General features: G+C 41.4%; 14 protein-coding genes and 1 riboswitch. Of the genes, 13 read left to right on the forward strand and 1 reads right to left on the reverse strand.

Going from position 1 to position 13,963, the window contains the following annotated elements; all coding sequences use genetic code 11:
* Positions 1-143 precede the first annotated feature (143 nt).
* The 6 genes from flaG (at position 144) to sinI (ending at position 4,509) form a co-directional block, all read left to right on the forward strand.
* Positions 144-503: a flagellar protein FlaG gene (gene flaG, locus J7I90_RS16820; RefSeq protein ID WP_214772978.1), complete on the forward strand. Its 360-nt coding sequence runs from the start codon at positions 144-146 to the stop codon at positions 501-503.
* 14 nt (positions 504-517) lie between these two features.
* Positions 518-2,029, forward strand: a complete 1,512-nt coding sequence (locus tag J7I90_RS16825; RefSeq protein ID WP_214772979.1) for a flagellar hook-associated protein 2 — start codon at positions 518-520, stop codon at positions 2,027-2,029.
* A gap of 24 nt (positions 2,030-2,053) precedes the next feature.
* Positions 2,054-2,455: a flagellar export chaperone FliS gene (fliS, locus tag J7I90_RS16830; RefSeq protein ID WP_214772980.1), complete on the forward strand. Its 402-nt coding sequence runs from the start codon at positions 2,054-2,056 to the stop codon at positions 2,453-2,455.
* The gene (fliT, locus tag J7I90_RS16835; protein WP_214772981.1) at positions 2,455-2,799 is read left to right on the forward strand and encodes a flagellar protein FliT; all 345 of its coding nucleotides are present in this window, start codon (positions 2,455-2,457) and stop codon (positions 2,797-2,799) included. Before fliS ends, fliT begins: the two co-directional genes overlap by 1 nt.
* Before the next feature lie 252 nt (positions 2,800-3,051).
* On the forward strand, positions 3,052-3,609 hold the full coding sequence (hpf, locus tag J7I90_RS16840) for a ribosome hibernation-promoting factor, HPF/YfiA family (protein ID WP_214772982.1): 558 nt from the start codon (positions 3,052-3,054) through the stop codon (positions 3,607-3,609).
* Positions 3,610-4,252: 643 nt separating this feature from the next.
* Positions 4,253-4,338: riboswitch (cyclic di-GMP riboswitch) on the forward strand.
* A 30-nt stretch (positions 4,339-4,368) separates the two neighbouring features.
* A complete protein-coding gene (gene sinI, locus J7I90_RS16845; RefSeq protein ID WP_311381014.1) occupies positions 4,369-4,509 on the forward strand; it encodes a DNA-binding anti-repressor SinI in 141 nt (46 codons plus the stop codon).
* Between the two features lie 149 nt (positions 4,510-4,658).
* Here the strand turns inward: sinI and J7I90_RS16850 are convergent, their stop codons facing one another.
* Entirely contained in the window at positions 4,659-4,982 is a 324-nt protein-coding gene (locus tag J7I90_RS16850) for a helix-turn-helix domain-containing protein (RefSeq protein WP_048684020.1), read from the reverse strand.
* A gap of 419 nt (positions 4,983-5,401) precedes the next feature.
* Between J7I90_RS16850 and secA the strand changes: the two genes are divergently transcribed.
* The 7 genes from secA to J7I90_RS16885 all read left to right on the forward strand — a co-directional run bounded on the left by secA (position 5,402) and on the right by J7I90_RS16885 (position 13,922).
* Positions 5,402-7,915, forward strand: coding sequence for a preprotein translocase subunit SecA (secA, locus tag J7I90_RS16855; protein WP_214772983.1), 2,514 nt, complete (start codon positions 5,402-5,404; stop codon positions 7,913-7,915).
* Between the two features lie 151 nt (positions 7,916-8,066).
* Positions 8,067-9,165, forward strand: a protein-coding gene (gene prfB / locus J7I90_RS16860; RefSeq protein ID WP_223255851.1) for a peptide chain release factor 2 whose coding sequence is annotated in 2 segments (ribosomal slippage) — positions 8,067-8,129 and positions 8,131-9,165 — 1,098 coding nt in all. Because the reading frame shifts where the segments join, the coding sequence is not laid out codon by codon here.
* Between the two features lie 155 nt (positions 9,166-9,320).
* Positions 9,321-10,184: a YitT family protein gene (locus tag J7I90_RS16865; RefSeq protein ID WP_214772984.1), complete on the forward strand. Its 864-nt coding sequence runs from the start codon at positions 9,321-9,323 to the stop codon at positions 10,182-10,184.
* A gap of 49 nt (positions 10,185-10,233) precedes the next feature.
* Positions 10,234-10,575 (forward strand): cytochrome c551, encoded by a 342-nt coding sequence (gene cccB, locus J7I90_RS16870; protein ID WP_214772985.1) that lies wholly within the window; start codon positions 10,234-10,236, stop codon positions 10,573-10,575.
* A gap of 291 nt (positions 10,576-10,866) precedes the next feature.
* Positions 10,867-11,553: a cell division ATP-binding protein FtsE gene (ftsE, locus tag J7I90_RS16875; protein WP_089361962.1), complete on the forward strand. Its 687-nt coding sequence runs from the start codon at positions 10,867-10,869 to the stop codon at positions 11,551-11,553.
* Positions 11,543-12,436, forward strand: coding sequence for a permease-like cell division protein FtsX (ftsX, locus tag J7I90_RS16880; protein ID WP_214772986.1), 894 nt, complete (start codon positions 11,543-11,545; stop codon positions 12,434-12,436). The genes ftsE and ftsX overlap by 11 nt, the downstream gene beginning before the upstream one ends.
* A gap of 94 nt (positions 12,437-12,530) precedes the next feature.
* Positions 12,531-13,922, forward strand: a complete 1,392-nt coding sequence (locus tag J7I90_RS16885) for a murein hydrolase activator EnvC family protein (RefSeq protein WP_214772987.1) — start codon at positions 12,531-12,533, stop codon at positions 13,920-13,922.
* The last annotated feature ends 41 nt before the right edge of the window (positions 13,923-13,963 follow it).

Genomic DNA, 13,963 nt, shown 5'->3' on the forward strand with positions numbered 1-13,963 from the left:
CAGGAGTTTTTTAGTAAAATCTCTTTAATAGCAAAGGATCATTAATGAATCTCTGCAGGTGCAACCAAAATCTAAGAGTAACTAAAAATAAAATCTTAATTACCGATATAAAAAGTAAAGATATCATATTGGGGGCTATTTAGATGCTGGAGAGTTTGTCCACGAATATTCTTTCCTCACAACTTAGAACAGCCATCTCAGAGGGAATTAGTTCTTACTATCAAAGAGAAATCAATACAGTTGCCTATTTTGAACAAAGTGTGGAATCCAATCAGCCTACAAAAGAAAAGGTGCAGGAAGCGGTGGATAGTTTAAACACCTTCCTGAATCCAACACATACGGCGGTTCGTTTTGAATATCATGAGAAGCTGAATGAGTATTATGTCAAGGTAGTGGATGACGTGACGGATGAGACGATCAGGGAAATTCCCCCGAAGAAGTTACTGGATTTCTATGCGGCAATGACGGAGTTTGTCGGCATAATGGTGGATGAAAAAATATAAGCGGGTGATCAATTGTGGTACGAATCAGTGGTTTAGCAAGCGGGATGGACATTGATGAAATGGTTAAAAGTATGATGCAGGCGGAACGGGTGCCATTGGATAAACTAACACAGAAAAAGCAGTATTCCGAGTGGCAGCGTGATGATTACCGTTCGATGAATACAGCTTTATCAGAATTGGACACGCTCATTCGTGATGGAATCGGAAAGCAGTCTTCCTTCATTAAAAAGAAGGTGACGGTATCGAATCCAGATGCTGTATCAGTGAAAAATGTGAATTCGACCAGTGATTTTTCCGGAAATATAAAAGTGAATGGACTTGCCAAGGCAGCAACCATGACAAGTACAGAAAAATCAGCTGTTACTGACCCTAAAAAGAAATTATCGGAATTGGGAATCACGACACCGCAAGATATTACGATACTGGCCATCAATAAAGGTGGCGGTTTTGATACGGAAGTAAAAGATGGGGCAACAGTGGAAAAACCGTACACGCTTACCCTTAATGCGGACGATACATTAGAAAGTGTCATAAATAAAATTAATGCTAACTCGGGAGTGACTCTGTTTTTCGATGAAACGTCCCAGAATTTTTCCATCACTGCTAAAAATACAGGTGATGTAAAAGATCGGCCTGAAATTGAGTTAGGGGGTACCGGAGATTTCTTCAATGTGCTTAAAATGAGCAGTAACAATGAAGGGGCTGGCGGCACGATAGGGGAAAATGCATCGATTACTTATAATGGCCTGGACATTTCCCGGCCTTCGAATACGTTTCAGATTAATGGAGCGGAAATAACGGTGAAGCAAAAAACGGCGGATACCGTCACATTCTCATCAACAGCTGATGTCGATGCCATCCTGGATACGATCACTCAGTTTGTGAATAAATACAATGAAGTCATTAAAAAGGTTCAAGATAAAACGGGTGAAGCGAAATATCGCTCCTTTACCCCGCTTACCTCTGAGCAAAAAAAGGCAATGACAGAGGATGAAGTGAAGCTGTGGGAAGAAAAAGCGAAGAGCGGAACATTAAAAAGCGATTCGACATTAAAAAGTCTCCTGACCACGATGAGGTCATCCCTATACACTTCGGTGGATGGAATCACTGGAATTAACAATCTCAGCAGTTTGGGAATCACCACGACCAAGAATTACCTCGAGGGCGGTAAATTAACGATTGATGAGGACAAGCTCCGGGCAGCCATTAGTGAGGATCCCAATGCGATCTATGATATGTTCATGGCCAATGGGGCGGAAAAGAGCGAGAAAGGACTCGCCCGCCGGTTAAGGGATGATATAGAATCATCAATGAAGGTTATTACTGAAAAAGCCGGGAAGGCCGGATATGTTAATAACAATTTTACAATCGGAAAATTGGTTGATGGGCTGGATAAGAAGATTTCAACATTTGAAGCCAAGTTAACGAAATTGGAATCTCGCTATTACAACCAGTTCACGGCAATGGAAAAAGCCATTCAAAAGGCAAACAGCCAAAGTGCATCGTTAGCTTCTTATTTTAGTTAAGGTATGTCGGAAAGGAAGTTAAATATGGCAATGAATAATCCATATCAATCGTATCAGCAAAATTCAGTCAATACAGCATCACCGGGAGAGCTTACATTAATGCTTTATAATGGCTGTTTGAAGTTCATCATGCTTGGGAAGAAAGCCATTGAAGCAGGAAATATCGAAGCGAGGAATACGAACATCATCAAGGCGCAAAACATTATCCGTGAATTGATGGTGACGCTTAATATGGATGCGGATGTATCCAAAGATATGATGAGTCTGTATGATTTCATGAACCGGCGTCTGATCGAAGCGAATCTGAAAAATGATCTTTCTGCCTTAGTGGAAGTGGAAGGACTTGTTACGGAATTCCGGAATACGTGGAAGGAAGTAATTCAAATCAACCGGAAAAAACAATTCACCCAAAGCGGTCATGTGTAATGGTGATTAGAACCTTTCATGATTTGACAGCTGAATTACTTGCCGTACTGGAAGATCGCTCGATAACAGAGCGTGATGTTAAAATAGAAAGGGTTACAAAGCTGATTGATCAGCGGGATGGACTCCTTTCTCAAATCACACCGCCTTTTACTGGTGAAGAGCAGCAGCTGGGACGTGCAGTTCTGTTGCTCAACCAACAGGTCGATCACTTGCTGAAGCTCCAAAAGCAGGAGATACAGCGGGATATCCAGGATATAAATAAGAAGAAAAAATCATCCATTAAGTACACGAATCCGTATGAAAGTCTATCAGTGGATGGCATGTTCTATGATAAAAGAAATTGATTTCCTTACCGTTTGGATTCCAAACGGTTTTTATGTTAAATGTTTTTAAATTTTCTGTAAATAAAATAGGCTTAATTTTTTCTTTCTAGCATAGCATTTGATATAATGAAGCTAGGGCAGACATCAACCCTTTCCAAACCTTCCGACAATTGTTTCATTATTTCGACATATTTCATGATGTGTTTCTAAAAGGAACCGGAGGGGTATTGTAGAATCTAACGGTATAGTCTTAATTTAAGGAGGACTCACTTTATGAATTACAACGTACGCGGTGAAAACATTGAGGTAACTCCAGCAATTCGAGAATACGTCGAAAAGAAAATTGGCAAGTTAGAACGATATTTTAACAATACACCAGATGCAAATGTGTTAGTCAATTTAAAAGTGAACAATAATACATCAAAGGTCGAAGTGACGATTCCCATGCAGAATTTGGTTCTTCGCGCTGAAGAGGAAAATGCGGATATGTATGCTGCCATTGACTTGATCAATGATAAGCTTGAACGCCAAATTCGTAAACATAAAACGAAGGTCAATCGTAAGTTCCGGAACAATTTATCGACTGCACCCGATACATTCGCCTTCAATACGGAAGCTGACGAAGTGGTGGATGAATTCGAAGACGATAATGATATTGAAGTGGTCCGCAATAAACGCTTTGATTTAAAGCCAATGGACAGTGAAGAAGCGATTTTACAAATGAATATGCTTGGCCACAGTTTCTTTGTTTATACGAATGCGGATACTAATACAACAAACGTAGTGTACCGCCGAAAAGATGGACGCTATGGATTGATTGAACCTAGTTAATTATTATTCTAAGATCAAAAGCACAGCCCAGCCTCTGGGTTGTGCTTTTTTGCATGTTGATAGAATCCGTTGGAAACGTAAAAATGATTGCTTTTTTTGTTCTCTAAAAAACACGAAGTTCACTTAAAAGAACGATATTTGTTCTCTATTAAGATAAAATAGTTAATTTTACCTATTTAAATACCCCTATCTTTTGCACTATACTCGAATTGTAAGTTCTTTAAAAAGAACAATTAGTTATTTGTAGAAAACAATTTGATCAGGGTGCAGAGGGGGGATTATTTGTATCGAAAGAATTGCCATACATGCCATAGGGCTTCTTTTAGCAGTGCGGAATATGGAAAGTGGCATTGCCCGACCTGCGGTGAGGATTTAACTGCGCAAAAAGCCCACGATGCACTTACAATCGAGAGAATCAATACACCCCAAAGAAATTTTAAGAACAGTAATATTTACTATTATACAAAAAAACGAAAATGAATTAGTCTATGAAAAATCACCTGAATTTCAAATTTTCTTAATATTGTAACATTTTGTCGGATGAAAGTTTTTGCATTTATGTGGATTACCGACATAAAATAGCAATATATGGAGTGCGTATCCGTTATAATATGATTATAGGTAATGTATTTGGTAATAAATACCACGACAAAGGCAAACTCATTGAAAAATGAGGGCGCAAAGGCACAGGTCTAAGGTCCTTGTGACTATGATGGCTGGTCTGCCTGAAATACAAGAGTATTTTAGGAGGTAGAAGAGGTGGCTAATGTGGAAATGGATCAAGAATGGGTGAATTTGATTTCTGAAGCAAGAAGCTTGGGTTTCAAAAAAGAGGAAATCATCGCTTTTTTGAATCGGGAAAGCCTTGAGGCAACATTTGAGGAGAACGATGGAAAATAGGTTCCGAACAAATTCGGGAACATCCCTATAAACAGTGGTTCGATTCATTAGCTGTTTATAGGGTTTATTATTCCTTGAGATTCTTGTGAGTCTAGCTTATTCAAACAGTATTCTTCAGGAATATGTAGGTAAACTAGTGCACTGCCACTCTACTCTTCTTTATCTTTTCTCCATTTATTAAACTCGATGAATTCCCTGAATTGTTGTTTTGAGACACCCGAATTCATGGCTTCCTCAACGATTTTCATCCAGTCATTGTCCAAGGTTTCCTTATTTGGTGCATCGTAAAGCAGGGCATCAACAGGGATGTTAAGTACGGAGGAGATTTTTTCAAGAAATTGAATAGAAGGATTCGTTTGTAAGTTCCGCTCGAGCGAACTTAAATAAGACTTTGCAACACCTGCTTTATCGGCAAGTTCAGTCATCGACATTTTCTTTTCTTCTCGCAGTTTTTTTACACGTTCACCAATCATCAATACCACCTCGAAACATGTTCTATTTATCTTCCGCTAATAAGTTTCGGCAGCCCACCTAATCATTCAAAACATGACGACTGTAAGGTTGGATTACCTTGACATGCTATCTCTAGAGAGGACACAGCATCTAGTGATGGAAGGTTATGGATAATCCACATTTGCATATGGAATAGTGGGGAGTTTGCAACAAATTTTTTATACTTCCTCCTATTTTAACAGTTTTACTCCTCATTTATCCATTGTTTTTCGCAAGAATTGCATTCAGGTCTATACCAGGGAAGTGACATGAAGTTGTACCTCTATGATAGAAGTGGTAAAATTAAGCGTGCATTAGTAATAATAGAAGGTGTGTTTCTTCTTACTTATATGAATTTTGTCATTGAACGATCATTACCATAATAGAGGAGCGTTATTGAATGCTTAATATATTAAATAAAGTTTTTGATCCGAATAAGCGAGAAATCAAACGTTTAGAAAAAATCGCCGATCAGGTCGAAGCGCTGGCTGATGAGACGGCGGCGTTATCGGATGAACAGTTGCGTGACAAAACGGGTGAGTTTAAAGAGCGTTATCAAAATGGGGAAACCGTTGATGATTTGCTTGTCGAGGCTTTTGCGGTTGCACGTGAAGGGGCAAAGCGCGCTCTGGGCTTATATCCTTACCGAGTTCAAATCATGGGTGGGGCATCCCTTCATGATGGAAATATCTCCGAGATGAAAACAGGGGAAGGTAAAACCTTAACATCCACGATGCCGGTTTATTTAAACGCGCTTACCGGTAAAGGTGTACATGTCGTTACCGTCAATGAATACTTGGCACACCGTGATGCCACCGAAATGGGTGTATTGTATGATTTCCTCGGTTTGACCGTCGGGTTGAATTTGAACAGTCATTCTAAAGAAGAAAAGCAGGCAGCGTATAATGCTGACATTACGTACAGTACGAATAATGAGTTAGGTTTTGATTATCTTCGTGACAATATGGTGTTATATAAAGAACAAATGGTACAGCGTCCGCTGCACTTCGCTGTCATCGATGAGGTCGATTCGATTTTGATTGATGAGGCGAGAACGCCATTGATCATTTCCGGTTCGGCACAGAAATCGGCACAGCTTTATATCCAGGCCAATGCGTTTGTAAGAACCTTAAAGAAAGATACGGACTACACATATGATGAAAAGACAAAAGGTGTTCAGCTGACGGAAGATGGGATGAATCGAGCTGAAAAAGCGTTTAATATCGATAATTTATTCGATATTAGTCACGTTACTTTGAATCATCATATCAATCAGGCGTTAAAGGCTCATGTTTCCATGCATTTGGATGTGGATTATGTCGTCCAGGAAGGCGAGATAGTCATCGTTGACCAATTCACTGGCCGTTTGATGAAAGGCCGCCGTTACAGTGAAGGTCTCCACCAGGCGATCGAAGCGAAAGAAGGACTTGAAATTCAAAATGAAAGCATGACTCTTGCGACGATTACTTTCCAGAACTATTTCAGGATGTATGAAAAACTTTCAGGTATGACCGGTACAGCCAAAACGGAAGAAGAGGAATTCCGCAATATTTATAATATGAATGTCATTGCGATCCCGACAAACAGGAATATCATCAGGGATGACAGGGCAGATCTTATATATGCGACAACTGATGGGAAATTCAAGGCTGTTGTGGAAGACATCGCCGAACGTTATACAAAGGGTCAGCCTGTGCTTGTCGGTACGGTTGCCATCGAAACATCTGAGGTCATATCTGCCTATTTATCCAAAAAAGGCATCCCTCACGATGTTTTGAATGCCAAGAACCATGAGCGTGAAGCGGAAATCATTGCGAATGCAGGTAATCAAGGCTCAGTTACGATCGCTACGAACATGGCAGGGCGCGGTACGGATATCAAGCTTGGTGAAGGTGTCAAGGAGCTTGGGGGCCTTGCTGTCATCGGCACGGAACGTCATGAAAGCAGGCGTATAGATAACCAGCTGCGTGGCCGGTCCGGCCGTCAGGGAGATCCAGGGGTCACTCAATTCTATTTATCAATGGAAGATGAATTGATGCGCCGCTTCGGTTCGGATAACATGAAAAACATGATGGCACGCCTAGGTATGGATGATTCCCAGCCAATTCAAAGTAAAATGGTGACAAGGGCCGTTGAATCCGCACAGAAACGGGTCGAAGGCAATAACTTCGATTCACGTAAGCAATTACTGCAGTATGATGATGTTCTCCGTCAACAACGGGAAATTATCTATAAACAGCGTTTCGATGTCATGGAAAGTGAAAACTTACGTGAAATCGTCGAAACGATGATCACGGCATCCATCCAGCGAAATGTTGTCGCGTTTGCACCAATGGGCGATGAGGAAGGCTGGAATGTACAAGGCCTTGTCGATTACCTGAATGGTAACCTATTCAATGAAGGTTCAATCACTGTAGCTGATTTGAAAGGGAAAAACGAATCGGAATTGGTTGAGTTCATTTTAGCGAAAGTGAAAGAAGGCTATGACCAAAAAGAAGAAGAGCTATCTGAAGAACAAATGCGTGAATTCGAAAAAGTAATCGTTCTTCGTGCAGTCGATAGTAAGTGGATGGACCATATTGATGCAATGGAGCAACTGCGCCAAGGGATCCACCTTCGTGCTTATGGCCAAATCGATCCGCTTCGTGAATATCAATCTGAAGGTTTTGCCATGTTTGAAGCGATGATTGCTTCAATGGAAGATGAAGTCGCGAAATACATCATGAAGGCTGAAATCCGCAACAATTTGGAACGCAAGGAAGTCATAAAAGGACAAGCGGTCAATCCGAAGGAAGAAGACGGGGGAAAAGTGAAAAAAGCCCCTGCCCGTAAAAAGGAAGACGTTGGAAGAAACGCGTTATGCCCATGCGGCAGCGGTAAAAAATATAAGAATTGCCATGGCAATTTGGGTTAAAGTTAGGTGTATAATGAAGATGAGACGGTTAAGTCCAAGGCTAGCCGCCTCTTTTCATGTTTAGTTTGCATATAGTTTGAAGAGGTTTATTGTAATGAAGGGAATCCCTCTTCAGGGATTTTTTTTAACATACTTGATGAGGTGAAGAGAAATGGAATTAGCAGAAATAAGAAATGAACTTGAACGGACAGCGCAACGATTAACGGACTTTAGGGGGTCTCTTTGACTTAGATGAAAAAGAGGCACGAATCGCACAGCTAGAAAATGAGATGACACATCCCGATTTTTGGAATGATCAGCAAAAAGCACAAACTGTCATCAATGAAACGAATGCTTTGAAAGAACAAGTCAATCAATTGTCCGACCTGAATGAATCATATGAAAATCTGGATTTGACATATGAATTAGTGAAAGAGGAGAATGATCAAGAACTTTTAGCGGAGCTGGAAGAAGAAATCACGGTTCTTGCACAAAAGATGAATGACTTTGAACTTCAACTTTTATTAAGTGAAGAATATGACTCGAAAAATGCCATTCTTGAACTGCATCCCGGTGCAGGCGGTACGGAGTCCCAGGATTGGGGTTCCATGCTGTTGCGCATGTATACAAGATGGGGTGAAAAAAGAGGCTTTAAAGTGGAAACCCTTGATTACCTTCCAGGTGATGAAGCTGGGATCAAGAGTGTCACTTTAATTTTCAAAGGCCATAACGCCTATGGCTATTTGAAAGCGGAAAAAGGGGTACACCGTCTTGTCCGTATTTCTCCTTTCGATTCCTCGGGACGACGCCACACTTCATTCGTTTCATGTGAAGTCATGCCGGAATTCGATGAGACGATCAATATAGAAGTACGTACGGAAGATTTGAAAATCGATACGTACCGGGCAAGTGGTGCAGGTGGTCAGCATATCAATACAACGGACTCGGCGGTTCGGATCACCCATTTACCTACGAACACCGTGGTAACGTGCCAAAACGAGAGATCTCAAATCAAAAACAAGGCCCAGGCCATGAATATGCTGAAAGCCAAATTGTATCAACGTGAAATTGAACAGCAACAAGCGGAATTGGATGAAATCCGCGGGGAGCAAAAGGAAATTGGCTGGGGAAGCCAAATTCGTTCTTATGTTTTCCATCCGTATTCCATGGTTAAAGATCACCGTACTAGTGCGGAGACCGGAAACTTGGGAGCTGTCATGGATGGGGATATCGATATGTTCATTGATGCGTACTTGCGTTCAAAATTATAAGATCAGCCAGTCGGACCGGTTTCCCCGGTCCGGCTTTTTTTATGATTTCCTTTTTAACGAATCTTCTGGCTGACATTTACAGGATTGAAAAGGGATGCTCTTCCTCGTTCGGCCAATACTAGATAATAATGATGGTTCGAGGAGACTTATGCAAAATGAAGAGAAGATACAGGGAGCAGAGGCACCCTTTCATTCGAAAGTTAACGGAGTATGGATTGGTGATTGTCGGTTCGTCCATAATTGCCATTGGTTTTAATGTGTTTTTACTGCCTAACCAGGTCGCATCCGGAGGGGTCAGCGGGATTAGCACGATTCTCGATTCAACTCTCGGTTGGGAGCCAGCTTATGTTCTTTGGGGTTTTAATATCCCTTTGTTCATTGCGGGGCTTATTATCCTCGGAAGGCATTTCGGGGCCAAAAGCCTGATTGGAACCTTGTTTCTGCCTTTAGTGGTATTTCTGACAAAGGATTGGGAGGCATGGACGAATGATGCATTGCTTGGTTCGATTTGTGGGGGGATGATGGTCGGGCTTGGGCTGGGGATCGTCTTTCGCGGCAAGGGTTCCACTGGCGGGACCGATTTGGCGGCACAGATTTTCCATAAGTATACCCATCTGTCATTGGGGACCTGTGTGGCTATCATTGATGGAATCATCGTTTTAAGCGCTGCCATCGTTTTTGATATTGAAAAAGGCCTTTATGCATTGATTGGACTATATGTGACAAGCAAGACGATCGACCTTGTCCAGATTGGATTGAACCGTTCGAAGATGTCACTGATCATCACGAATAAAGAAATGCAAGTAAGGGATGCTATCTTACATGAGCTGGACCGGGGAGTAACAGGCATATCCGGGTATGGCGGCTATACGGATGATACTCGTCCAATTTTGATGTGCGTAATAGACCAGTCGGAATTCACCAAATTGAAACAATTGGTGAAACTCGTTGACCCTAAAGCGTTCGTAATTGTAATGGACGCATCGGAGGTACTTGGGGAGGGTTTTAAACTGGACTGAAATTGGTATAATGTTCTTGTGCTGGTATAAATCAGAGGGGGTAAGTTCAATGAAAATGAAGTGGTTAGCCTTAGTTCTGGGTACTTCTTTGGCCTTGGCTGCATGCGGTGGGAACGATGATGCTGCAGATAAAGAGACGGCAAGTGAAAATGGCGAAACGACTACGGCAGGTGCCGGTGATGCCGCAAAAATTTATGAAAACAAATGTTCAAGCTGCCATGCAGTGAATCTTGAAGGCGGCGTGGGACCGAACTTGACGAAGGTAGGCTCCAAGCTATCAAAAGAAGACATTGAAAAAGTCATTGCGAATGGTCAAGGCGGAATGCCAAAAGGTATAATCAAGGGCAAGGAAGCGAGCATGGTCGCTGAATGGCTTGCTGATCATAAATAATGTTTAATGAAACGTTCTGCTTAGCGGGACGTTTCATTTAGCCTCCATAAAATCCTCGAAACACCTCATGATCAACCCCTTATCAAGCAATCGAATCCTGGAATTATTACATAGATGTTGATATATGTCTAACTGAAATGAAACTGTAATATTTTTATGCTTAATTTGACAAAATATGATGTTATAATGTTTCTGTGCTCAAGTAAGAGAGATTCCTGTCAGATTTCAGTGAAAATTGTCGAAAAGCTGTAGATACATGGTGATAATCCAAGCAAATTAGGTGGTTTTAGAATGATAGAAATGATAGATGTGAAAAAGACATATCCAAATGGCGTAATTGCCATTAATGGAATCAATGTGAAAATAAAGCCAGGCGAATTCGTTTATGTAGTGGGTCCGAGCGGTGCCGGAAAATCGACCTTCATCAAAATGATGTATAGGGAAGAAAAGCCTACAAGCGGTAATATCTTGGTCAATGGCATAAGCCTGCCAAGTATCCGCAATTCGAAAGTTCCTCTATTCCGCCGTAATATCGGTATGGTATTCCAAGATTTTAAACTCCTTCAAACATTCACTGCATATGAAAATGTTGCTTTTGCCATGGAAGTTATTGAAAAGGAACCAGAAGAAATCAAAAAGAGAGTCATGGAAGTCCTTGATCTGGTTGGCATTAAACATAAAGCGAGAATGCTTCCTTCCGAGTTGTCTGGTGGGGAACAGCAAAGGGTTGCAATAGCCCGTTCGATCGTCAATGATCCCAAGGTAGTCATAGCCGACGAGCCTACAGGTAATCTTGATCCCGAAACATCATGGGAAATCATGAACATATTCGAAGAAATTAATAAACGCGGAACTACACTGGTCATGGCCACACATAATAGGGACATCGTCAACAATATTAAACGACGTGTCATTGCCATTGAAAGTGGAAAAATAGTTCGCGATGAACATCGAGGTGATTACGGATATGAAATTTAGAACATTGCTCCGTCACTTCCGTGAAAGTTTTAAAAATATTGGCCGTAATGGTTGGATGACGTTTGCTTCAGTCAGTGCAGTAACGGTCACTCTAACTTTGGTTGGCGTCTTTTTAGTGCTCATGATGAATTTAAATCATATCGCGGGAAATGTGGAGAAAGATGTCGAAGTTCGTGCACATATTGATAATGCGGCGAATGATGACGATATAAAAGCTATCGGTAAGCAAATTACGGAGATAAACGGCATCGAATCAGTGATTTTCTCTCCTAAGGATGAAGAGCTTACTAATTTAATAGATGATTTAGGAGATAATGGTGAGGCTTTTAAACCATTTGAACAGGATAACCCATTAAGGGATGTTTATGTTATCAAAACGAAATCTCCGCAAGATGTCATCAAGGTGGCAAAAAAAATCGAAGGTATGGAATATATCCAAAGTGTTAAATATGGACAAGGCTACGTCGAGAAACTATTCAGCTTTGTTAATATTGCTAGAAACATAGGGGTCGTTCTTATTGTAGGCTTACTATTTACTGCAATGTTCCTGATTTCGAATACGATTAAAATTACCATTGTAGCCAGAAGAAAAGAAATTGAGATCATGAGATTGGTAGGAGCGACGAATACATTCATCCGTTGGCCATTCTTCTTGGAAGGACTTTGGTTGGGAGTCCTCGGTTCCATCATTCCGATAGGTCTGATTGCAGTACTCTACTATAATCTTTATAAGTATGCAGCACCGCAGATTACGTTCAAATTCATAGATTTCTTACCTGCAAATCCGTTTATATATCAAGTATCGGCCATCCTCATCGTAATTGGTGCGGTTATCGGAATATGGGGCAGCTTGATGTCCGTCAGGAAGTTCTTGAAAGTATAAAATTGTATCTTTACTCGAAAGCCAAAAGTAGCCAGACATAAATAGAGAGACGTTACAAGGCAAGGACGTAACGGGTTGAAAGGGGAAATGAAACGTGAAAAAGAATATCATTGCCATGAATGCCTCCATCATGATCGGGTTGGGAAGCATTCTGGCGGCACCTTCGGTTTATGCTGAGTCTATTTCGGATTTAGAGAAACAGAAGGAATCCATCCAGGAAAAACGTTCAGGTGTTGAATCGAATATTTCCGACACGGAAAAGAAAATCGATAGCCTGCAGGATAAGCAAATGACAGCAGAAGACCAAATCGCTGCCATTGAAGCGAAAATCGCAGAGTCCGCCAAAAAAATCGATGCTAAAAATGCTGAAATTACACAAACGAAAAAAGAAATCGAGGCATTGAAAGAAGAGATTAAAGTATTAAAAGAGCGGATCGCGAAACGTAATGAAGTATTGAAGGAAAGGGCACTTTCTTTCCAGGAGACTGGCGGGGACGTGAACTACCTTGAAGTATTATTCGGATCATCCAGTTTTGGGGATTTAGTTGACCGTGTCGGAGCTGTAGCGACAATCGCTGAAGCCGACCGCGATATTTTAAAGCAGCATGAGCTGGATAAAAAAGATCTCGAAGAAAAGCAAAAGGCCGTTGAAACGAAGCTTGCCAGTTTAGAAGTGGCAAAAGCTGAACTATTGGAAATTCAAAAGCAACAAAAACAGCAGAAGCAAGAAAAGGATGCATTGGTTAAAAAATTAAAGCAACAAACTGAAAAGCATGAACATGAGAAGATGGGCCTAGAGGAAGAAAAAGCGAATCTTGCTGCTCAAGAAAAAGCCATCAAATCAGCCATCAGCTTGGAACATCAGCGTCTTGCGGAATTGGAAGCAGCTCGTAAAAAAGCGGCAGCCGAAGCGAAAAAACGTGCAGAGCAAGAAGCTGCACAAGCGGCTGCACAAGCAGCATCACAAGCATCACAGGCAACCGAAACAAAAAAACAATCCACTTCTTCAGGATACAGTGCAAAAAGCAACAGTTCATCATCATCTTCACCCGCTTCGTCTAATGTAAGTCAAGCACCAGCCGTATCATCGGGTACTTTCACTAGACCTAGTGCAGGATATGTATCTTCAACAATGGGTGAACGCTGGAATAAACAGCATGCCGGCATCGATATAGCAGCTAGTGGAACGGTTCCGGTTGTAGCGGCAGCCGACGGGGTCGTAAGCCGTTCTTACTTCTCAAGTACATACGGTAACGTCGTTTTCGTTACCCACTCGATCAGCGGTCAGCAATGGACTACTGTGTATGCACACTTAAGTTCCAGACAAGTAGGCGAAGGTGCTGTAGTTGCCAAAGGTCAACAAGTGGGCATCATGGGTAACACAGGCCATTCCTTCGGTCAGCATTTACACTTTGAGCTACATAAAGGACCATGGAATTATAGCAAGTCAAATGCTGTTAATCCATTAAACTATATACCTAATTAATACCCAATATATCAAATGAAAAACAGACCAGGATAAATTCA

The sequence above is a fragment of the Bacillus sp. ISL-57 genome (assembly GCF_018613135.1).
In the GTDB taxonomy this organism is placed as follows: domain Bacteria; phylum Bacillota; class Bacilli; order Bacillales; family DSM-1321; genus Peribacillus; species Peribacillus frigoritolerans.